This window comes from Nocardia pseudovaccinii, assembly GCF_050942345.1.
GTDB lineage: Bacteria > Actinomycetota > Actinomycetes > Mycobacteriales > Mycobacteriaceae > Nocardia > Nocardia pseudovaccinii.
In genome coordinates this window covers 3,392,219-3,414,168 of the sequence record NZ_CP192074.1, presented here as the reverse complement: position 1 = coordinate 3,414,168, position 21,950 = coordinate 3,392,219, and the positions used below count along the sequence as shown (strand labels likewise).

Sequence of the window (21,950 nt, the reverse complement as noted above, 5' to 3'; positions counted from 1 at the left end):
GCGAAACCCGTCATTGCGGCACGCTTTCGGCTCGCATCCACATTCCCGCGACGGCCCGATGGCTTCGGTCCGCCGAGAGCATGCCGAAATGACGAGGGTCGTTGCCGCACAGGCGTTTCCGCACAGGCACTAGGCCACCCCGGGGTCCGGCGAAGCGTGATTCGCTGCGACATAACCGAATACCGCGGAGGCGGCGATACTCGCCCCGGCTCCGAGGTACTTGCGTCCCATCACGGAGGCAGTGCAGTTGCCAGTCGCATACAGACCGCCGATCGGCTCCCCATCGGCATTCAGCACCCGGGAGAACTCGTCACAGAGCAACCCGCCACTGGTACCGATATCGCCGGGGTACAGCGCCGCCGCGTAGAACGGCCCCTTCTCGATCGGGCCCAGGCTCGGATTCGGCTGGCGGGTGCGGTCGCCATAGAACCGCTCGTGGTCGCCCTCGCCGCGATGGAAATCCTCATCGACGCCGGTTTCGGCGAAGAGATTGAACCGATCGATCGTTTCCCGGAGCGTGTCGGCGGGGATATCGCATTGGCGCGCAAGGTCTTCCAGGGTGTCAGCGCGCTTCAGCACACCGCCGGTGATCAACTCCTTCGGGGTCCAGCCCGCAGGAGCCATCCCGAACGGATAGCGCGACCGGTGGCGCGAATCGATGATGAGCCAGGACGGAATCGCCGCGCTGTTCTCGCGGTGCCGCGCGTACATCTGCTGACCGGCTTCCTGGTACGAGCACGCCTCGTTGAAGTATCGAAGGCCCTGCGCGTCGACGATGAGCGAGCCCGGCTTGCATCGTTCGGACAGGCACATGCCGGGGGTGCCGTCGGGCATGATCCACGAGGGCATCCACCACGCCTCGTCCAGCATGTCGGTCGCGGCGCCGAGTCCCTCCGCGATCCGGATTGCCTCGCCGGTGTCCCCCGGGTTGGACGAGGTCCATTCGGCACCGACGGGGCGCCCGTCCGAATGCTCCTTGCGCATCGTCTCGTTGCGGGCGAAACCACCTGCGGCGAGCAGGATTCCATCCCGGGCACGCACGCGCACATCCCGGCCGTCGCGATGGATGACGGCACCGACGACCCGGCCGTCCTCGACGACGAGATCGGTGAGCGCGGACTCGGTCCAGATCGGGATCTCGCGCCGCAGGAGGGCGTCGACCAACCGGGCGATCAATGCCGCGCCGTTGGCCGCCAACTTCTGTCCGCGAATGCGCCCACCAACGGTGCGCCGCCCGACCCTGGCCATGGTGGCCATGCCGATTCGCGTGCGCATCAACGACATCGGCGCCGCCTCGACGGTGTAGATCACCATGCCGCCCGCGAAGCCGGGCCGGATCCGGTCGCACCACGCACCGAGTTTCTTCTTGTCGAAGATCTCCGGTTCGATCGATCGCCCGCGCGCAGATCCGCCTTCGATGCCCCGGACCCCGGCGTAATAGTCACTGTACCCTTCGCAACGCCGAAATTTCAGCCCCTCGGATTCGAGGAACCCGACCATCTCGATTCCGGAATTGATGTAGGTCAGTCGGCGGGCCGGAGACGAGGCCGGGCCCGCATCACCGACGACGGAGTCGAAATAGGCCAGGGCGGTGTCGAGCGAATCGGATACATCCTCGCGCTGCATGAGTGGATTGTTGGGCAGCCACATCACGCCACCCGACATGCAGGTCGATCCGCCGAGCAGGTCGGACTTCTCCACGACGAGAACATCTTTGCCGAGGGCACGGGCACGCAATGCCCCGACGACCCCGGCGCCGCTGCCGACGACCAGGAAGTCGGTTGTATGGTCCCAGTCGTTCATCACTTTCCCCTGCCCATTGCGGGCGCCTGCCCGATGACACCGTCGTTTTCCAGTGCGGCGATCTCGGATGCGCTGAGTCCGAGTCCCGCCAGCACTTCCTGGTTGTGCTCACCCAACAACGGCGCGTGGCGCGTGTGCCACCGCTCGGGGCCGTCCGAGAGCGTGAACGGCACCGTGCTGTGCCGGACCGTCGGGTTCACCGGATGCTCGACGTATTCATAGAAACCGCGCGACTCGAGCTGCGGCAAGTCGGCGACGCGATGCGGTTGCATCACTTTGCCCACCGGAACTCCAGCGTCCCAAAGGATTTGGACGATCTCGCCCGCGCTGCGCTGCCCACACCACGCGGCGAGATTCTTGTCGATGAGGTCGTGCTGCTCACGACGCCCGCTGGCAGTGGACAACTCCAGCTCCATCGCCCAATCCGGCCGACCGATCGCATCGCGCAGGCCCGACCATTGCTCATCGGTGGCCACCGCGACCGCGACCCAGGAGTCGTTGCCGCCGTATTCGTCGATATCGGCGGTTCGGTAGAGGTTCTGCGGCGCCGCCTCCGGTCCCCGATTACCGTCGCGCACAAGGAGTTGCCCGTATGCGGAGTGCTCGATCACCTGTTCGGCGGCGACGTTCATCGCGGCGTCCACCATCGCCGCCTCGACGAGCATGCCCGCGCCGGTGCGCCGCCGGTGTTCCAGCGCGAGCAGCAGCGCGTTGAGGGCGTGCAGACCGGCATTCGGATCGCCGATCGAAAACGGCTCGACCGGGTTCTGATCGGGATGGCCGGTCAACCAGGTGAGTCCGGACGCGTCCTCGATGATGTAGGCGAAGGCCGGGTTGTCCCGCCAAGGCCCGTCGAGGCCGAATCCCGGCATCCGGACCATGATCGCGTCGGGGCGCAGCGTGCGCACCTTCTCGTAGTCGAGCCCGATCTGCTCGAGCACCCGCGGGGTGTAGTTCTCGACGATCACGTCGCAGCTCTGGATCAGCCGGTGCAGCACCTCGATCCCGCGCTCGCTTCGGAAGTCCAGCGTCACGCTTTTCTTATTGGTGTTCAGGCTCGAGAATATCGGCGAGCGTTCCCACCACTGTTCCTCGCTGAGCGGGACACCGGCGATGAGCCGGGTTCCGTCGGGCCGGGTGGTCGACTCGACGTGGATCACTTCGGCACCGAGCATGGCGAGCAAGTGCGTGCAGGACGGCCCGGCCCAGAACGCGGTCATATCCAGCACGCGAAGTCCGTTGAAGGGCAACCCTTTCGCGGTGTCTCGGCGAGCGGCCGGGGGTACCGCACGATACCGTTCCCCGTGCTCGTCGAGGCGCGGGGCGGGCCGAGGCGAGGGCGGTGGCTCGGATCCCAGGCGGAACGGCGGCGCGGGTTGGGTGTAGCCGTCACGGGGGTTGGCCACGAATGATCCGCGCGCCCGGTAGTGGTCCATCTCGGCGATGTTCTCGCCGTTGGCCACCAGGGAATTGGGAATTCTGAAAGCCGTTGCCAGCTCCCGGATTTCCTCCACGGTGTGCTCGGCGAACCACGGGGCGATCTCACTGGCCAGGTCGCCCGCCCGCCCGCTGATCGAGAACGGCGCGCTCTCATCGATCCACTCCGGATGCCCGACCATCGCGCACAGGTCGAACCACTGCTGGGCGGTCCCGCATCCGACGGCCACCATGCCGTCCTCGGCACTGGCCACGCCGGGCACCATGAGCCCGCGACCCGGCCGCATCAGCCGCCCCAGCGCCTCGAAGAAGGTGACGGAATAGTAAGTGAGACTGAGAATTTGGGTCTCGAGCATGGAAAGGTCGACCAGCTCGCCCACCCCGGTATCGAGTGACCGCACCCGCGATGCCAGGGTGCCCGCGGCGGCATAGGCCCCGGCAACCCACTCGCCGATTCGGCCGCCGACATAGACCGGAGCACGGTCCGGCGCGCCGCGACCGAGCCCGATGATCCCGCCCGACCACGCCTGCAGCGTGAACTCGGTCGCCGGTCGGTCCTGCCAGGGACCGTGCAGACCGAATGGGGTGATCGAGGTGACCGTCAGATGGGGATGCCGGTCATGAATGGCTTCCGGAGTGAACGACGGATGCTCCGCGACACTCGATCCGCGACTCCAGACCACCGCGTCCGCCCCCGCCAGCAGCCGGTCCACGAAGTCGATCTCATCCGGAGCGGCGACGACACTGTGCTTCGAGCACGCGAGGAAACCGAACAGCGCACCGTCGGCGCCGGGCGCTATTTCGGTGTGCGATGCCGACCAGGTTCGCAGCCGATCACCTTCCGGCGCTTCGACTTTGACGACCTCGGCACCAGCGTCGGCCAGCAGTTTGGTGCAGTAGGCACCCGCGATCCCACTGGAGAAATCGACGACCACGTAACCATCGAGCGGTTCCACGAGCTAGTCCTTCCGCTCCCGAGCACGCTTGCTCAGCCGCCATTCCGGCGGGAATTTGCTGTCGTTGTCCTTGACCGCGTTATTGATTCCGCGATTCATGGCCTGATCGAACATCATGTCGTCGGTGTCGGGCGCGGCGAAGCCGCCGACCGTTTCGAAAAGTCCGCTGATCATGCTGCCCAGATATTCGCCCTGGTACTGCTTCATGAACTCGAAGAAGGACTTCTGCATGAACACGGTGTCCGTCGGGCGGTTGGTGGCACAGGCCTGTGCGTACTTGTCCACTTCCGCTTCCAGCTGGTCCCTCGGGACGACGCTGTTGAGGAAGTTGCACTGGTACATTTCGGCGGCGGTGAACGCCCGCCCGGTGAACACCATCTCCTGGAATTTGCGCAGGCCCATGGTCTGCGCCCACCACCACATCCGCGGCGCCCACCCGACGTAGCGGAAGGCCGGATGCCCGAACAGCGCGTCGTCGGAGGAGATCACCAGATCGGCATCGGCGGCCTGATAGAAGTGCCACCCGTAGCAGTAGCCCTTCACCTCCAGGATACTGATCTTCTTGAAATCCTGGAGGCTGCGAATTCCGGAGTGGGAGTTGGCATACCACGAACTGAGCGTCGCGCCGTGCCGGAACGACCCCTGGGGCGGATAGGTGACTTCGTCGGCGCCGATGCGGAATTCGGCGAGCTTGGGCCCCTGATCGGGGCTCGTGTGCGCCGCCATGAATTCCGGCAGGTCGGCACCGGTGCCGAGATCATCGCCCTCGCCACGGATCACGAGCACCTTGACCTCGTCGTCGACACTGGCGCGGTGCAGCAGGTCGGCATAGCGCACCCGCGCGGCGATGGTCGGCGCATTGAGGTGGTCGGGCCGGTTGAATGTGATCGTGGCGATCCGGGTCTTGGGATCCTTCGCGTAGAGGATGATTTCCTCGGCCGAAGGCGCGGACTCACTCATTCGATGCTCCAATCGCGATGCCCGCGTTGCTGTTCCATGCCGGGCCGGACGTCAGCACCTCGGGTGCACCCTCGGTGATCAGCACCATCTCCCGTCGGAAGACAGCGCCGATGCCCTGCTCCCAGACGTAGCCGGTGACGGCGAGCACCATCCCGGGTTCCAGGTGCTCGGCGGCAGCAGTGGCCGGAAGTTGTTGCGACACAACGGGCGCATCGAAGCCCAGACCCAGCGCATGGGCCACCGGCAGCGGCGGCAACGGTTCACCGGCAGCCTCGTAAGCGCTGAGGAATTCGGCGGCGAGCCGACCCGGCCGACAGGCGGCGAGCAGGCGCGACCACAGCTGATCCCACCGCTCGTAGAGGGCACTTGTGCCGTCCTTCGGCGCCCACGTCGGCCAGGTCCGGCCGATCTGGGCGATGTAGCCGTTGCCGATGACGCCCGCGGAGAAGGCCACCAGGTCACCGGCCTGCGCGCGCCGGTCACCGGACGCGCGCCGCCACGGGTGGTCCGGAGCGGTCACCCACGCGGCGTCCTGGGTGGCCGGTGTACTCATGCCCCCGGCCGCCATCGCCTGCAACATCACTCCGGTCAGGGTCTTCTCGGTGACCCCGGGCCGCAGTTCGGCGACCGCCGCCGCCAGGCCCGCTTCCGCGATGCGGATCGAATCCCGAAGCACCACAATTTCTTCGGGAGTCTTGATCCGCCGGGCGGCACGCATGGCCTGTTCGCCGTCGACCAGTTCCGCCTGGGGAAATGCCATCGGCAGGAACTGGGAGAACAACGGGGACAGGGCATCGGTACCCACCCGCCTGGCGGTGGCGGCACCGCCGATCTGGCGCAGCACCCCCACGAGGTTGAGCGGATTCCACATGATCCCGTACAGGTTTTCGTGCGGAATGTCCTCGGGAACGCCTTCGTCCCAGGTGCTCAACAGATGAATGTCGCCGGTTTCGCGGACCAGGACGCATCCGGGACCGAACGGCCTGGTCCCCGCTGTCCACAGCTGCGGTGTACCGGTGACATAGCGAATATTGGCCTGCCTGCCCAGTACGAGCAGGTCGAGGTCGTGGGCTTCCATCTGGGCCAGCACGCGCTCCCGTCGCCCGAGACGGAGTGCGCGTTCGTCGGCCAGGATTTCAGTTGCCATAGGGCGCGTAGGTGTAGTCGGTCAACGGAATGAAGCCTTCCTCGGTGATCACGATGATCTCCTCGCTGCGGTAGCCCCCGGTGCCGTCCTCCCACACCACCGGTTCCAGCACCACCACCGTGCCCGGCGCGAGGACGAAGTTCTTGTCGAAGTCTTCGCCCAGATCCGTGCCGATCATGGGCATCTCGGCGGGGCCGACGCCGATGCCGTGCCCCAGATAGAAGTGGGGCAGCCAGGGCTTTTTACCGCCATTGGCGTCGATGGCCGCCCTGGCCAGTTCGTTCAGCGAGGCTCCGGCGCGAGTCACCGCGAGCACCGCGTCCAGGATCTCCCGCCATCTGGTGAATTGCGCCTGCTGCCTCGGGGTCGGGTCCTGGCCGACCACCCAGGTCCGGCCGAAGTCGGAGCAGTACCCGCCGTAGCTGATGCTCACGTCGGTCCACAGGACATCGCCGCGCGCCAGCTCGCGTTCGGTCGTCAGCAAGGGCAGCGCGAGATCGTCGTGTACGGTCCAGACGCCTTCTGCCTTGCTTTCCGGCATGACCTGCCAGATGGGGTCGAGAATATTGGCGGTGGCACCGAGCTCGAATGCCCGCCGCACGAACGCCGCCGACAGGTCGATCTGCCGGATTCCGGGTGCCAGCGCCGCGTGGACATCGACCATCGCGGTGTCGGTGATCCGGCACGCCGTGCGGATGCAGGCCAGCTCGTCCTGGGTCTTGACCAATTTGGCCGCGCTGAGCACCAGGGCGGCGTCGGTGGGCGACCCGGACGGGAACAATTTCTGCTCCGCGCGTCGCATCGCACCCGTGGACTGGTCCACCGCCACCCTCGCCCCGCCGGGGACGATCTCGGCCAGGATCCGCGCGAAATCCGTGACGCCTTCGTCGAATTCGAGATAGACCGGTCCGTGGACATAGTTCGCGGGCAGCTCGGTTTCGGTGGCCGCGCCCTCACGGAAGGGCATGAACAAATGCGGCCATTCGTCGTCTACCAGGACCACCGCGACCGGGCACTCGATATGCGACAGACCGGCGTCGCCCAGCGGCCAGCTCGCTCCCGTCGCATACATGACGGATTGATCTTCGAGCAGAACCAGCGCATCCACGCCCTGCTCCGCCATCGCCGCCCGCAACCGGGCTCCGGTTTCGCGCCGCATGCGGGCGCGATCCGGTTCGTCCGGAATCCGGATCGACGTCCCTACCGCTGTCGGAGAATTAGTCATTCGATACCCAGGAATTTCTTGATATTGCCGCTGACGATTTGTGCTGCCTTTTCCGGGCCGACGGCGTCGACAACCAGCTGCAGCGACTTCTCCGAATAGCCGAAAGTGCTTTCGTTGTGCGGGTAGTCGGTGGACCACATCACGTTGTCCACGCCGATCTGGTCGATCAGCTGCAAGCCGAGCGGATCCACCATGAAGGCGGCACTCATATGCTTTTTCCAGTAGTAGCGGACGTCGTGCTGCAGTTTCGGCTCGCACATGTGCTGGTAGGACGCGTACAGATGTTCGCCGTCCTGCAGTGCCGACGGAACCCAGGCGATCCCACCCTCGAACCAGCCGATCTTGAGTTTCGGATGCCGGTCGAGAATGCCGGAGAAGATGTACCTGCCGAACATCTCCCGGAACGAGTCGACATTGACCATCATCCCCACCACGATGGTGTTGAACTCGCAGGGCGCCTTGAGCCCGGTCTCCCCGATGTGATGGGAAATGGGCACGCCCGACGCTTCGATCTCGTCCCATACCGGGTCCATCGCCGTACTCGCGTAGTCGATCTGGTTGCCGTCGGCATCCGTACCCGGATTGAGTGGCAGCAGGAAAGTCTTGAGCCCCAACGACTTCAGCTCTTCCAACGTCCGGCGCGTACCCGCCGGATCCCACCAGTTGATCAGGCCCGCGGCGTAGAACCGTCCCTTGGAGCGCTCCTGCAGGCCCGCCATGTACTGGTTGTAGATCCGGAACAGACGCTCGCGCATTTCCTTGTCGGAATGGAAGAACAGCGCAAGGACGGCGTTCGGAAACGCCAGTTCCTTGTAGACGCCGTCTTCGGCGAGCTGCTGAATACGGGCCTCGAGGTTGCCGCTTGCCGCGCCGACGAGGTCGTCGTACTGCATCAGCACAGCGCTGAATTCGGGTGGCAGGAACGAATGTCCGACTGCGCCGACCTGATAGGCGCCTTCCTCATACCAGATCCGCGGCGCCTGAGCCTTCAGCTCCTCGGGAAGATACTGGAAGAAAATATCGTCCGAGAGCGAGATGTGATTATCGGCCGAGAACACCTCCGTCCCCGGGGGCAGTCCCACTTCGCCCGTGGCGTTGCCGTGCCGGTTCTTCGGCGCGCCGTAGCCCTCGGGTGGATATAACGAGACGTTCTTGGTCGGGCTTGACATCACTTGCCTCCATGCGTTTCTTGTCGGAATTGGTCACCACTCGACCGGCAGCTCGTAGACCCCGTAGGCCAGCCGGTCGTGTTTGAAGTCGATCTGGTCGACGGTCGTCGCCAGCCGCAGCGTCGGAATACGACGGAACAGTGTCTGGAAGACGATCTGCAGCTCCGCACGAGCGAGCTGCTGGCCGACGCATTGATGCCGCCCGTGTCCGAATGCCATGTTCTGATTGGCATTGGCCCGGTCGGTATCCAGCCGGTCCGGTTCTGGAAAAGTGTTCGGATCCCAGTTCGCCGGAGACAGGTCGATGATGATGCCCTCGTCCGCCCGGATCACTTCGCCACCGATTTCGATGTCCTCCATGGCAACTCGCCGCTGCCCGGTGTGGATGATGCTGAGATACCGCAGCAGTTCCTCGACAGCGTTGGCCAGTACCTTCGGATCGTCGGTGTCGCGGATGACCGCCAGCTGTTCGGGATGCTCCAGCAGGGCGAGCACACCGAGACCGATCATGTTCGAGGTGGTCTCGTGCCCCGCGACGAGCAGGCCGACACCCTGCATCGCGGCCTCCCACTTATCGATCTCACCGGCCTTGACCCGTTCCGCCAGATCCGATATCGCGTCCTCGGCGGGATTCTCGGCCTTGACCTCCGTCAGCTCCGCCAGATAGTTGAGCAAGCCGAGGACGTTCTGCTGCGACTCCTCCGCTGTGGTGTACCGCCCCAGTCCGACATCGCTGTGGCGCTGGAAGAATTCGTGGTCGGCATACGGCACGCCCAGCAGTTCGCTGATGACCAGCGACGGCATCGGCAGGGCCAGCGCCGCGACGATATCGGCCGGTTGCGGACCGGCAAGTATGGCGTCGATGTGCTCGTCGGTGATCTTCTGGATCACCGGCCGCAATGCCTCGACCCGCTTGAGCGCGAACGGTTTCGTCAGCATTCGCCGGTACCTGGCGTGTTCGTCCAGATCCCGGTTGAATACCGAGGCCGGGCGCGTGTTCGACATCGCCTTCATGCCCTCGTTCCAGTGCGGGAACCCGGGGCGGCGGTCGTCGACGCTGACCCGCGGGTCGTAGAACAGCGACCGCACTTCGGTGTATCCGGTGATTACCCACGGTTCGCTGCCGTCCCAGATCCGCACTCTGCTCAGCGGTTTCGCGGCCGCCATATCGAGCAGCTGTGGTGGCGGCGCGAAGGGGCAGCGCATCGAGCGCTCCATCGGATACTGGGGCACGGCGGCGTCGGTGGCGGTTCCGATCGATGTTTCGGACATGGTCTCCGTCATTCCTCGATATGGATGGCGCGTGCGGGGCAGGCGTCGGCGGCCTGATGGACGGCGTCGGCCTGCTCCGGCGCCGGACGTTCATTCAGCAGGACGACGACGCCGTCCTCGTCGCGTTGGTCGAATACCTCGCCGGCGTACAGTGCGCACTGCCCGTTCGCGAGGCATTTGTCTTGGTCGACAATCACTTTCATCGAACGTCCTTGACCTGGCTCTTCATGCCCGCGACGGTGCCACCGTCGACCGGCAGAATCGTGCCCGTCACATACGCCGACCGGTCGCTGCCGAAATACAGTGCGGCCTCGGCGACATCGCGAGCTTCGCCGTCTCGCCGCAACGGTTTGTTATTTCGCATGATCTCGCGGGCGGCGCCGACAAACCTTTCGGCGTCCTCCGCACTCATGTTCGCGACGGCCGAGGCGAGCAGGGAGGTCGGAATGTTTCCGGGTGCGATGCAGTTGATTCGGATATCGGAGGCGGCGAATTCCATCGCGGCCGATTTGGTGAAATGTATTACCGCCGCTTTGGATGCGCGATACGACATCACGCTGGCACCGGCCTGAATTCCGCCGATCGACGACAGATTGATGATCGAGCCGCCGCCGTTGGCAACCATGTGGCGTGCCGCTTCCCGCGTTCCCGCCATCACACCGAGCAGGTTGACACCGAGCACCTGATGGAAATCGGCGAGGTCGTCGTCGAGGAATCCGGCATGCATCGCACCGGAAATACCCGCGTTGTTGACCATGATGTCGAGACCGCCGAACCGTTCGACGGCGGTGGCGACCAGCTGGGTGACCTGCTCGGGATCCGCGACATCGGTCTTGGCGAAGATGACGTCCGCGCCAAGGCGTTCCGCCAACTGTTCCCCGCGATCGGAGTCCCGGTCGGCGAGGACGACCCGGGCACCTTCGGCCGCGAACCGCTCGACAATGGCCTCGCCGATTCCCGCCGCGCCGCCGGTAACGACGGCGACTTTGCCGGTTAATTCATGCACCACAGCGTTTATGCCTTTCATCGACGGCCGAATGAGCATCGGCGACCCGCCACTCGGCGTGCGATACGAAAAATCTTGGACGACAACGGATCCCGTGCAGACCGGCGAGTTTCACCGGGCGCTGCGCTCTGGGCCGATGCTATTGACCGCGGGAATTTCGCGGGTCGCCGTCTCACTCAGTAGAAAACCGAGTTACCGACCCGTAGCGCGGCAATCAGCAGCTGGCCGGAGCGCCGCCCTGCAACCTGAGCAGACCGCAGTAGGTCGCCGCGGCGACCTTCCACTTCCCGTCCACGCTGATCGCCTTACCGGCTTGATTCGGCAGGGCCGGGTTGCCGTTGATCAGGACGGTGTAGGTGACCGAGGCATGCGTGCTGTCATCGAGCTTCACAGTGGACACCGTCGCCGTGGAACCGGCGGCCATCGGACTGCTCGCCTGCGCCGCGAGCGTCGGGGCGAATGTCGAACCGTTCTCCACGAGACCGGCTTTCGTGTCGGCGGGGGTCTTGCCGTCGAAGAATGCGACGAAGGCGTCGGTGATTTCCTTGACCGCCGGGTCGTTCGAATCAGCCTGTGCGGCAGTGGACTGTGCCGCGGCGGCGGCGCTCGTCGCCGTCGTGGTGGTGGTGCTCGCGGAGTCGTCGTTCGAGCTGGAACAACCGATGACGGTTGCCGAGACCACTGCCATGGCCCCGGCGGTGACGAGTACCCGGCGAACGAACAGATGAGTCATGGTGCGTCCTTGTGAAGGGGGTGTGTTGGGAGACACATGAAAGCCCTCGATGACCCGTCGCATATCCGTTGTTCCGCTCAGCGGGCAAAGCGTGCTCGTAGCTCATCGGTGCGACAGCGCTGAGTGGGACAACCACAACCGTCACGCCTCGGTCTCGACCGCATCACCGAAGGTCGCCGCACGGAAATGCCCGAATTTCCGGTGAGTAGGACGAACGCGCGGACGACGTGGCGAACCTCATATCGTCCGCCGCCAAGAGCCGCCGCTGTGTGACTCCCACTCATCGTTTTTCTCCCCCTGGAGCGCCCTATGTCCGCCACCACCACTCCTCCACCGGATGAAGTCGACCTCGCCGTCGACACCGGTCGGCTCGAGAACGCTTCGCGACTTCGCATCTACGCGGTTCTCGCGCTCATCGTGCTGATGACCGAGGTCGTCCCCGTGCAGTACACGATGATCACCCCCGCACTGCACGATATGAGCGCCACCTTCCCCGACGTCGGCGCCAACATCAACTGGATTGTCATCCTGATCGGTCTGGTCGGCGCTTCCGCGACACCGCTGCTCGGCAAGATGAGCGACATCTGGGGCAAGAAGCTGCTGTTCGTGGCGTGCGGCGTGCTGTTCGTCGTCGGCTCGTTGATCGACGCGGTCACCGACAACTGGACGCTGTTCCTGATCGGACGCGGTCTGCAGGCGTTCGCCGTCGCCAGCCAGTTCATTGCCTTCGGCCTGATCCGGGATCTGATGCCGCGGCGGTTCGTGGCGACCGCGCTCGGCTTCGTCGGCGCCGGGATCGGTATCGCCGCCGCGGTCGCGCCGGTGATCGGCGGTGTCCTGCTCGACCACTTCTCCTGGCGGTCGCTGTTCTGGAGTCTGGGCGGCTTCACCGCCCTGATGACGCTGCTCGTCGTGCTCGTGGTCCCGGAATCGAAGCTGCGGGTACGCGATCGGATCGATCCGTTCGGCGCGGTGCTGTTGTCCGTCGGTACGCTGCTGGTTCTGCTCTACCTGGACAACGGCCAGAGCTGGGGCTGGGGCCGCGCGACCAGTATCGCCTGGCTCGTTGGCGGACTCGTGCTGCTGGCGCTGTTCTTCGTGGTGGAAACACGAGTGAGCCGCCCGATGGTCGACCTGCGGCTGCTGTTGAACCCCAAGGTCAGCATGGTGCTGCTGATGTCCTTCTTCGGTGTCGGCATCATCGCGATACAGCCGTTGACGCTGGCGTACATGACCCAGACCCCGAATGCGGACGGGCTGCGCGACCAGGTCGCCCAGGGTGTCGTGGCCAAAGCCCATGAGATGACCGGAGCCACGCTGCCGGTCGACATGGTGAAGGTGGTCCTCGATCCCAGCTACACCTACGGCAACGGCTTCACCATGTTGCAATACGCGCTGCACGTCGGACTCTGGGCCGGGCTCGTCGCCGTCATCGCAGGCCCCCTCGGCGGCTGGTTGGCACATCGATACGGCGCTCGCATACCGGCGATCGCGGGCTTCGCCGTCAACGCCGTCGCCGGTGTGGGCTACATCCTGGTCGACTACAGTTGGGCCACCTATTCGGTGTTCTACGCGCTGTCCGGGATCGGGTTCGGCTTCTTCTACGCCGCCGTGGCCAATCTCGTCGTCGACGCGGTACCGCAGGAACAGCAGGGCATCAGTACCGGCATGCTCGGTGTCACCATCAACCTCGGCACGGCGGTCTCCCTCGCCGTGGTCACCGCCTTGCTCAACAACAACCCGATCAAGGCGAACATCGACGTGATGGGCAACCACGCCGTCCAGCCGATACCGCAGGTATTCGCCGACAGCGGCTACACCCAGACTTTCTGGCTCGCACTGGGCACCGCTGTGATCGCACTTGTCCTAGCGGTGATCCTGCGGCACGGCCGCGCAGCGGCGCGTGGCGGCGCCGACCACGCGGAGTAACCCACTCCCGCAACACAATCCCCCGCCGACGGCCGTCACCCATCGTGCCCACGTCTGGTCGGCGGACTCGACCTCCCGCGGATGTCGTCAACCCCCTGCACCCACCGACATCCGCGGGAGGTCCCCCGAACCCCCGCGCGAAATCCACTGCCGCGGGCCGGTATTCCTCGCTCTCAGCATCCCGCGGGATTCGCCGCGGTGATCCCCCGAGACCCCGCGCGCGAAATCCACTGCCGCGCGGGCCGGTACTTCTTCCTCTCAGCATCCCGCGGGATCCGCCGCGGGAGGTCCGACGAAACCCCGCGCGCGAAATCCACTGCCGCGCGGGCCGATATTCCTTGCTCTCAACATCCCCGCGGGATCCGATCCCCGCGGTCTGGAGGTCGATCAATCTATGTCCGCATTCACGCGCCGGTCGTTTCTCGGTGGCACCGCCGGTGCCGCAATCGCATTGGCGGGTACGGGAATTGCCGCCGGTAGCAGCGGTATCGCGACAAACATGAGGACGGTCCCGCTTGTTCGCGAAGACCATCGGGTCATCGTGATCGGGACCGGATTCGGCGGCGGTGTCACCGCGCTGCGCCTAGCCCAGGCCGGAGTACCGGTGTTGATGCTGGAGCGCGGATTACGCTGGCCGACAGGTCCGAACGCGGAGACGTTCCCGCATGCCACGTCTCCGGACAAGCGCATTCTCTGGTACGAGTCCGCGCCGGAGTTGTTCGGTAAGCCCGTGGCGTTCGACCCGTACGCCGGACTGCTCGAGACGGTATCGGGCGACAATATGACAGCGCTGTGCGCGGCCGGTGTCGGCGGCGGATCGCTTGTGTACCAAGGCATGTCGCTGCAACCGTCGCAGGCTGCGTTCGCCACGCAGTTCCCGGATGGCCTGGATTGGCCGACGATGAACCGCGTCCACTATCCCCGCGTCGCGCAGATGTTGCAGCTCGCGGTCGCCCCGGACGAGCTGATCGCCAGTCCGAACTATCAGGCCGTCCGAGTCTTCGAACAGCACGTGCGCAAGGCCGGTTTGCCGGTGTCGAAGATTCCGATGCCGATCGATTGGAATTACGCGCTCGCCGAACTCCGTGGCGAGATGAAACCTTCGTATACCAATGGCGACGGTGCGCTCGGCGTCAACAACGGCGGAAAGCACTCCGTCGACGTCACCTATATCGCCGCCGCGGAGGCCACCGGCCGGGTACAGGTGGAGATACTCCACCATGTCACCGCGGTCGAGCGCGCCAAGGACGGACGCTGGACCGTTTACGTCGACCGGACCGACTCCTCCGGCACGGTGCTGGAGAACAAGATCCTCACCGCGGGCACGCTGGTCATGGCCGCCGGGAGTCTCAACACCACCAAATTGCTGGTGCGGGCCAAGGCGAAGGGAAGTATCCCGGATCTGCCGGACGGTCTCGGTACGGGTTGGGGTACGAATGCCGACCGCATCTACACCTGGACCTGCCTCGACAGCGATCTCGGCTCACCACAGGGCGGACCGGTCGTCTACGGCAGCCTGAACTGGGACGATCCCGCGAAAGCGGCCACTGTCATCCAGGCATCGATCCCACCGGCGGGCATAGACGCGCGCACTACCATGCTGGTCGGCTACGGCGTGAGCAATGCGCGCGGACGTTTCGTATACGACTCGGGCAAGGACGAGGCCGTGCTGCGCTGGCCCAAGGACGGGGACGCGGTGATCCAGAACAGCACCATCGGTCCGCTGGTGCAGAAGATCGCCGGTCCCGCAAGCGTTCTCGGCGATACGAATCTGGCGGCACCCTCTACCTGGCACCCGCTCGGCGGTGCGAATATGGGCCCGGTCTGCGATCTGGAAGGCCGCGTGCACGGGCAGCGCGGGCTCTATGTGCTCGACGGTGCGCTGATCCCGGGTAACAGCGCGGCCTGCAATCCATCGATGACCATCGCCGCCGTCGCCGAACGTGCACTCGACAAGCTCGTGGCACAAGACGTCGGTTCGATCATCTGACCACCTGGCGGGGTCGCCCCTCAGCGGGCGACCCCGCTAGTGCGCGCGCCCATTCCGAGCCGACGAGAACGCGTCGAATCCTTCATCGAGCAACTGCGCCAGATCGAGTTCGCCATTGGATGCCGACCAGCGCTCGACGGCGATATTCAGACAACTCGTCGCGGCGGCGACCTTGATCTCCACCGAGATCGGGACCGGCCCCGACACGCCTGCCCGCTCGGCCAGCGCAGCTGTAAGAGCCGGTCGCCAACTGTGCTGTTTCTCCAGCTGCCGCCCGGACAACTCCGGGGTGTCGAAGATGAGTCGCGTCATGGCGAGCGCGGCGACCGGGTCCTGCAGATAGAACTCGATGACCCCGCCCAGGGCCCGGCGCAGCGCCGTCCAGTCGTCCTCCTCGGCGGGCCTGGCCCGTAGCGCGTCCGCGAACTGGTCGGCGTGGGCGTCGAACGCGCTCAGCACCGCTTCCTCTTTGCTGCCGAAGTAGCGCAGGAGAGTGCTGCGGGATACCCCGGCAGCCGCGGCCATGTCATCCACGGTGACGTTGTGGAACCCCCGCTCACGGGTCAGCTCATAGGCGACCTGCGCGAGGTCGGCTCGCACTGCGGCGCGGGCGATCATTCTCGTGCGCTTGGTTCCGCTCATGGGCATGACGCTACCCTTTGCAATTTCGTGACATAACTGAGCACTGCGCGCTACTCTGACACTCAGTCTCACTAATGAGGCTAAGTCTCTACTCGCGCCGGTGCGCGGAACTGTCAAGAAAGCAAGGTGTCAACGTGTCGGATTTCTTCGTCGTATCGGGCGATACGCACATCATCGAGCCGGTCGACCTGTATAAAACCCGGCTGCCCAAACATCTTCGGGACCGCGCACTCTGGGAGGAGGAGTTCACCCTCGACGAGCCGATCGTGGCGGGCGGGCACACCGAGTTCAAGAAGCTGCACACGGTCGGGTTCGACGGCTGGACCATCTCCAAGTACCGGCAGCTCGGCGGGCGGACGCCGGACGGCGAGCCGGAGAACATCATCCGGGATATGGATCTCGACGGCGTCGACGCCTCGGTGATGTTCCCGAACCTGTCGCTGTTCGTCCTGTTCACCGACGACCATGAACTGTCGATGGCGCACGCACGCGCGTGGAACGACTATGTCGTCGAACGGTATCTCCCGTACAAGGATCGGATGCGCCCCACGGCGGCGATCCCGCTCACCGACATCCCGGACGCGGTCGCCGAGATCGAGCGATGCGCGCGCATGGGGTTGGGCGCACTCCTGCTGCCGGAGATCCCGCCGCTGCCCTACTGGTCGCGGGAGTACGACCCGGTGTGGGCGGCCGCGCAGGCACACGGGTTGCCGGTGTTCTTCCACGTCGCCACCGGTGGGGTAATGGTCAAGGAGTCGGTGTCCGAAACGGCGACCACCGTCAAAGGCCTGATGACAGCCATGAACATGGGCAAGGGACAGCTGACCGACGATATGGTCGCGGGCCGGACCATGGGCGGCGGGAACACCGCATCGGCCAGCCCCCAGGCGATCATCGCATCGCTCATCGGCGGCGGTGTGTGTGAACGATTCCCCGACCTGCACTTCAACCTCACCGAGTTCGGTGCGGGCTGGCTGGTCTCGTTCATGGGCATGATGGACAAATCCTGGCGGACCGGCATCGGCCAGGACGCCGATTGGTGGCTCGGATTCTGGGACGACTCTCGCCCGCCGACCGACCAGCCGACCATGGGAAGGCTGTTCGCCATCAACGGGAAATGGCCCTACCCGCTCTCGCCCAGCGAATACCTCCAGCGTCAGATCCATGTGCAGTTCGCGGACGACCCGGTGGCCGTGCAGGCCCGCCACATCACCGGCATGTCGACCGTCATCTGGGGCAACGACTACCCACACGCGGAAGGCACCTTCCGCAGCAGCAAGGAGTGCATCGACTTCAACTTCGCCGGGGTTCCCGACGACGAGCGGGCCATCATCCTCGGCGGCACTCTGGCCGATGTCGTGGCCTTCGACAAGAGCGTGAAGAAGGCCCCGGTCAACGTCGCCTGACTGGTCAGCGCCCCCGCCACTGCGGTGGGCGCTTTTCCAGGAATGCGGCAACACCTTCTTTCAAGTCTTCGCTGCGCATTACCCGCGCTACGGCTTCGGCGGTGGCGTCCCAACCGTCGACATCGGACGCGTCGTGCTGAGACGCGATCGCCGCCAGGGTCGCCCCGATCGCCACGGGCGACGAGGCGCAAATGTCATCGGCGAGTTCCAGTGCCGCATCGAGTGCGTGGCCCGCTTCGGTAACGCGGTTCACCAGCCCGAGTTGGTGAGCGCGTTCGGCGTCGAATACGGCGCCGGTGATCAATAACTCCTTGGCGATGTGCAGCGGCAGGGCGCGCAGCGTGCGGAAGAGCGCGCCCGAGGAGGCGACCACACCGCGCCGGGTCTCCGGAAGTGCGAAACGGGCTGTGCGCGAAGCGACTACGAGATCGCAGGCGAGGACGATCTCGAGACCACCACCGAAGGCAGGCCCCTCGACGGCCGCGATCAGCGGTTTCGCCCGGCGGCGGCGAATGATGCCGTACTCCCCGCCCCGTTCGGTGCCGCCGCCCGCACCGTCCCTGAGATCGGTGCCCGCCGAGAACACCGACGCGGTCCCCGTCAGTACGCCGACCCAGAGCGTCGGATCGTCCTCGAGCAGGTTCAGCGCCGCGTCGATGCCGTCGGCGACCGCTCGATCGATGGCATTGCGTTTCTCCTCGCGGTCGATCCGAACCACGAGCACCCGGCCCCGGCGTTCCTGGCGGACAGTCATCGAATCGCCCTGTTCGCGGGGATGGGCGTGGCCGAGTTAGTCGCGCCATTCATACGGGAATCCTATCGCCGATCAGCATAATGAGGTCACCTCTACATCGATCCTGCCAGCAAGTTACTGAACTCGTTGTAATTAGTACACCCATTAGCTAACGTGACCGAAGTCGGTGACACCACCGGGCGCTAGGCCACCCGAGTGCCGCCGACCGAGAAGCAGCCGTGGCGATCATCCCGATCGAGCGGGCAAAGTTCGCGACGCCATCGCCGTTGCCGCTGGAGCAGGACTACATGTTCGCCGTCGGCCGCCGAATGTCACGCGTGGCGAAAATCCCTGTGTCTCTTGGATTGTGAGGACCAATGACAAGCGCTACCCCTGCCGAGGGCCCACTCGCCGGACTCGTCGTCGTCGACCTCTCGACGACGCTGCCGGGTGCACAGGCCACGCAGTTTCTCGCCGATGCGGGAGCCGACGTCATCCTGGTGGAGCCGATCGGCGGCAGTCCGCTGCGGCGGGATCCGGGCTGGCCGGGCCTGCTGCGCGGAAAGCGCGCTGTCACACTCGATCTCGGCAGTGAAACGGGCCGCAGCACACTGAGCGGGCTGTTACGCAAGGCCGATGTGCTGGTCAGCACCATGCGACCGGCGGCGGCACAGCGATTGGGTTTGACGCCCGAGCAGTTGGCCGAGCGGTATCCGCGGCTGGTCGCGGCGATGATCACCGGCTGGGGCTCGCGCGGACCGTGGGCGCACTACAAGGGCTATGAGGGCCTGATCCTGGCCAAGACCGGCGTTTTCCACTCCAAACGCCAGCTCACCATGGGCCCGGATCCGGCGTTCGTCTCGGCGCCGTACGCATCGTTCGGCGCGGCCCAGGCGGCGGTCCACGGCATTCTCGCGGCCCTGATCGAGCGCGACCACAGCGGACTCGGCCAGGTCGTGGAGTCGAATCTGGTGACGGGCGTGGGGGCGCACGATCCGTACAACTGGTTTTTCGAAATGATCCTGCACCGCTACCCGGATGCCTTCGAACCACTCGTCGCGGCATTCGACGAGCAGGGACGACCACAATCCCGGCTGATGTATGCCCTGCTCAGCGCCGTGACGAAGGACGGAACCTGGCTGCAGTTCGCGCAGACCTCGCCGCGGCTGACGCAGGCGTTTTTGGAAGAGCTCGGCCTGTGGGCCGAGCTGGCCGACCCCAAATGGGAAGGCTTTCCGACCATGCCCGATCCGAATCTGCGGTTCGAGTGGTGGAACAAGATGCTGTCGAAGGTCGAGGAACGCACCCTGGACGAGTGGCGGCAGGTGTTCGAGACGACCATGGACGTATTCGGCGAACAGTTCCGCACACCCGCCGAAGCGCTTGCGCATCCCCAATTGGTGCACGAGGGCCGCGTGGTCACCGTCGCGGATCCGCGGCTCGGTCCGGTCCGGCAGCCGTCGTCGCTGGTGCATGCGAACGGTCGCGCGCTCACCGAGATCCGGCGCGCCCCGCAGCTCGGCGAGTACGACCAGGAAATACAGCAGTTCGCCGACGAGGACGCGGAAGCGTCGACCGCCGTCGGCGCGGACGAGGCCCGACGGTATCCACTCGAGGGGGTGACCGTACTGGAACTGGGCTCGATGTACGCCGGACCGTACGGCGCGACGCTGCTCACCGACCTCGGCGCGCGGGTGGTCAAAATCGAGCCGCTCGACGGCGATTTGATCCGCTGGCTGATGGCCTTTCCCGAGGCCGGTGGCGCGAAGGTTCTGCAGGGGAAGGAAAGCATCGCCATCGATCTCGGTTCCGAGGCGGGCCGGGAGGTGGTGCGGGACTTGGTTCGTGGCTGCGATGCGGTACTGCAAACCTTCCGTGCCGGGGTCGCCACCCGGATGGGCGTCGACGAGGCGTCGCTGAAGTCGATCAACCCGGATCTGGTCTATGTGCACGCTCCCGGCTACGGGATCGACGGCCCGTATGCCGCCCGACCGGCTTATGCGCCGTCGATCGGCGCGGCGTCGGGGATTTCGCTGACCGACGCGCCGATGGCGGGCCGATCCCCCGAGGATCGCGCGGAGTCGCTCCGCAGCGCCCGCGAGTTGTACTCGGCCAGTGCGGTTCCCGCGGTCCAATGCGATGGAATCGCCGCTCTCGGAGTGGCGTCGGCACTGCTGCTCGGGCTCTGCGCGAAGCGTCGTGGGTTCGCGATGACCGAGCTGGTCACCACCATGCTCGCCACCAGCACACACGCACTGATCGCGCGCAATACGAGCTACGCGGGGCGGCCCGCGATGTCGATCGTCGACGCGGAGTTCCGCGGACTCGGCCCGCTCTATCGGATGTACGCCGCAGCCGATGGCTGGGTATTCCTCGCCGCTCCGGCGGAGCACGAGTGGGAGACACTGGTCGAGGCGCTCGGCCACGAAGAACTCGCCGACGAACAGTTCGCGACATCGCAAGCGCGAACAGCCAACAGCGAGGCGCTCGCGGCGGCACTAACCGAAATCTTCGCGGAGCGCACCAAAGACGAGTGGGAAACCTATCTCACGGCGCGCGACGTCGGTTGCGTTGCGGTCGCCCAGGAGTCGGCCGAGTGGCAGATGCAGACCGACGAGTTCTACAACGCGGGCTACGCCGTGGACGCGGTCAGCCCGATATTCGACGAACATCGGCGGCTGGCACCGCTCAACCGGTTCTCGCGGTCGTCGGTCAAGGCCGACGCGGGGTGCACCATCGGCGAGCACACCGATGCGCTACTGCGTGAGGTCGGGTACGACGACGCTCGCATCGCAGACCTGCGCGATAAACAGATCGTGGGCTGAAACGCCTTACGTCGCGGCCCGTGCCTCCGACTCCAGCAGTGCACGGGTCGACGGCGAGAGAGGCGCGGTCAGCATGCCGACCCAGCCGTCGACGTAATTGTTGAGCTGCGCCTCACTGATCCGCTGTCGGCTGCGCGCGTGCTCGCCGAGCAGGTTGAGCACGCTGTTGTAGAGCTGCACCCGCCGACCGCGCTGTGCTCGATCGGGCATGCCGCCGAGTGCGGCCGGGACCAATTCCTCGAGCACGTCGACCGTGGTGTCCTTGATATGTCCCGGCCAGTATTCGGCGTGCGCGCGGGGATTCTCGCTCAGCCTGGCCAGGAACGGCACGAACATCTCACCGGCTCGGATGCTCTCGACCAGCGGCCTGACGATCACCCAAACCGCCGCCCGTGGATCGTCGGATGATCCGTCGGCACGTGCCTGCTCCACCAGTGCGGCCCGGCGTGCGTCGATTGTCCGGTACCGGAAAGTGATCAGCGCCTGGACCAGTCCGGCCTTCGAGCCGAAGTGGTACGTGATGACCGACGAATTCGACTGACCGGCTTCGAGCTGGATCTCGCGCAGCGTCACCCCCTCCACCCCACGCACGGCGAAGAGTCGCTCGGCCGTCGTCATCAGCAATTCGCGAGTCGCCTCGCCCGTGATGTGCCGTCGTCTGCTGCCAGCGGTCTCTGCGCCTGTTGACATGGGTCCCCATTCTCGTCGGGTGGCCGC

The 21,950-nt window shown here is 65.5% G+C and carries 18 protein-coding genes; 5 read left to right on the top strand and 13 right to left on the bottom strand.

Annotated features, from left to right (window positions below; all coding sequences use genetic code 11):
- Nucleotides 1-129: 129 nt before the first annotated feature.
- The 10 genes from ACQPZ2_RS15225 to ACQPZ2_RS15180 form a co-directional block, all read right to left on the bottom strand.
- Nucleotides 130-1,803: an FAD-binding protein gene (locus ACQPZ2_RS15225; RefSeq protein WP_433526137.1), complete on the bottom strand. Its 1,674-nt coding sequence runs from the start codon at nucleotides 1,801-1,803 to the stop codon at nucleotides 130-132.
- Nucleotides 1,803-4,196 (bottom strand): CaiB/BaiF CoA transferase family protein, encoded by a 2,394-nt coding sequence (locus ACQPZ2_RS15220; protein ID WP_433526136.1) that lies wholly within the window; start codon nucleotides 4,194-4,196, stop codon nucleotides 1,803-1,805. The genes ACQPZ2_RS15225 and ACQPZ2_RS15220 overlap by 1 nt, the downstream gene beginning before the upstream one ends.
- A gap of 3 nt (nucleotides 4,197-4,199) precedes the next feature.
- The gene (locus ACQPZ2_RS15215; protein WP_433526135.1) at nucleotides 4,200-5,156 is read right to left on the bottom strand and encodes an enoyl-CoA hydratase/isomerase family protein; all 957 of its coding nucleotides are present in this window, start codon (nucleotides 5,154-5,156) and stop codon (nucleotides 4,200-4,202) included.
- The gene (locus ACQPZ2_RS15210; RefSeq protein ID WP_433526134.1) at nucleotides 5,149-6,303 is read right to left on the bottom strand and encodes a M24 family metallopeptidase; all 1,155 of its coding nucleotides are present in this window, start codon (nucleotides 6,301-6,303) and stop codon (nucleotides 5,149-5,151) included. Before ACQPZ2_RS15210 ends, ACQPZ2_RS15215 begins: the two co-directional genes overlap by 8 nt.
- Nucleotides 6,293-7,528 carry a M24 family metallopeptidase gene (locus ACQPZ2_RS15205; RefSeq protein ID WP_433526133.1) on the bottom strand — a complete coding sequence of 412 codons (1,236 nt, stop codon included), beginning with the start codon at nucleotides 7,526-7,528 and terminating at the stop codon, nucleotides 6,293-6,295. Before ACQPZ2_RS15205 ends, ACQPZ2_RS15210 begins: the two co-directional genes overlap by 11 nt.
- Nucleotides 7,525-8,697, bottom strand: a complete 1,173-nt coding sequence (locus tag ACQPZ2_RS15200) for an amidohydrolase family protein (protein WP_433526132.1) — start codon at nucleotides 8,695-8,697, stop codon at nucleotides 7,525-7,527. Before ACQPZ2_RS15200 ends, ACQPZ2_RS15205 begins: the two co-directional genes overlap by 4 nt.
- 33 nt (nucleotides 8,698-8,730) lie before the next feature.
- Nucleotides 8,731-9,969, bottom strand: coding sequence for a cytochrome P450 (locus tag ACQPZ2_RS15195; RefSeq protein WP_433526131.1), 1,239 nt, complete (start codon nucleotides 9,967-9,969; stop codon nucleotides 8,731-8,733).
- Between the two features lie 8 nt (nucleotides 9,970-9,977).
- Nucleotides 9,978-10,172: a ferredoxin gene (locus tag ACQPZ2_RS15190; RefSeq protein WP_433526130.1), complete on the bottom strand. Its 195-nt coding sequence runs from the start codon at nucleotides 10,170-10,172 to the stop codon at nucleotides 9,978-9,980.
- Nucleotides 10,169-10,978, bottom strand: a complete 810-nt coding sequence (locus ACQPZ2_RS15185) for an SDR family NAD(P)-dependent oxidoreductase (protein WP_433526129.1) — start codon at nucleotides 10,976-10,978, stop codon at nucleotides 10,169-10,171. The genes ACQPZ2_RS15190 and ACQPZ2_RS15185 overlap by 4 nt, the downstream gene beginning before the upstream one ends.
- A 211-nt stretch (nucleotides 10,979-11,189) precedes the next feature.
- Nucleotides 11,190-11,708 (bottom strand): hypothetical protein, encoded by a 519-nt coding sequence (locus tag ACQPZ2_RS15180; RefSeq protein ID WP_433526128.1) that lies wholly within the window; start codon nucleotides 11,706-11,708, stop codon nucleotides 11,190-11,192.
- 309 nt (nucleotides 11,709-12,017) lie between these two features.
- Between ACQPZ2_RS15180 and ACQPZ2_RS15175 the strand changes: the two genes are divergently transcribed.
- Both ACQPZ2_RS15175 and ACQPZ2_RS15170 read left to right on the top strand, forming a co-directional pair.
- Nucleotides 12,018-13,637, top strand: coding sequence for an MFS transporter (locus ACQPZ2_RS15175; RefSeq protein ID WP_433526127.1), 1,620 nt, complete (start codon nucleotides 12,018-12,020; stop codon nucleotides 13,635-13,637).
- Between the two features lie 394 nt (nucleotides 13,638-14,031).
- Complete coding sequence (locus ACQPZ2_RS15170) at nucleotides 14,032-15,627, top strand: GMC oxidoreductase (RefSeq protein ID WP_433526126.1); 1,596 nt, start codon at nucleotides 14,032-14,034, stop codon at nucleotides 15,625-15,627.
- Between the two features lie 36 nt (nucleotides 15,628-15,663).
- On the opposite strand, the gene ACQPZ2_RS15165 is transcribed toward ACQPZ2_RS15170, so the two are convergent.
- On the bottom strand, nucleotides 15,664-16,269 hold the full coding sequence (locus ACQPZ2_RS15165; RefSeq protein WP_433526125.1) for a TetR family transcriptional regulator: 606 nt from the start codon (nucleotides 16,267-16,269) through the stop codon (nucleotides 15,664-15,666).
- Nucleotides 16,270-16,403: 134 nt separating this feature from the next.
- On the opposite strand from ACQPZ2_RS15165, the gene ACQPZ2_RS15160 reads away from it, so the two are divergent.
- Complete coding sequence (locus ACQPZ2_RS15160) at nucleotides 16,404-17,675, top strand: amidohydrolase family protein (protein ID WP_433526124.1); 1,272 nt, start codon at nucleotides 16,404-16,406, stop codon at nucleotides 17,673-17,675.
- Nucleotides 17,676-17,679: 4 nt separating this feature from the next.
- Here the strand turns inward: ACQPZ2_RS15160 and ACQPZ2_RS15155 are convergent, their stop codons facing one another.
- Nucleotides 17,680-18,429 carry an enoyl-CoA hydratase-related protein gene (locus ACQPZ2_RS15155; RefSeq protein WP_433526123.1) on the bottom strand — a complete coding sequence of 250 codons (750 nt, stop codon included), beginning with the start codon at nucleotides 18,427-18,429 and terminating at the stop codon, nucleotides 17,680-17,682.
- 218 nt (nucleotides 18,430-18,647) lie between these two features.
- Between ACQPZ2_RS15155 and ACQPZ2_RS15150 the strand changes: the two genes are divergently transcribed.
- Nucleotides 18,648-18,779, top strand: a complete 132-nt coding sequence (locus tag ACQPZ2_RS15150; RefSeq protein WP_433526122.1) for a hypothetical protein — start codon at nucleotides 18,648-18,650, stop codon at nucleotides 18,777-18,779.
- A 6-nt stretch (nucleotides 18,780-18,785) separates the two neighbouring features.
- Nucleotides 18,786-21,233: a CaiB/BaiF CoA transferase family protein gene (locus ACQPZ2_RS15145; protein ID WP_433526121.1), complete on the top strand. Its 2,448-nt coding sequence runs from the start codon at nucleotides 18,786-18,788 to the stop codon at nucleotides 21,231-21,233.
- A gap of 6 nt (nucleotides 21,234-21,239) precedes the next feature.
- Here ACQPZ2_RS15145 and ACQPZ2_RS15140 read toward each other — a convergent pair whose 3' ends face one another.
- Nucleotides 21,240-21,923 (bottom strand): TetR/AcrR family transcriptional regulator, encoded by a 684-nt coding sequence (locus ACQPZ2_RS15140; RefSeq protein WP_433526120.1) that lies wholly within the window; start codon nucleotides 21,921-21,923, stop codon nucleotides 21,240-21,242.
- Nucleotides 21,924-21,950 lie beyond the last annotated feature (27 nt).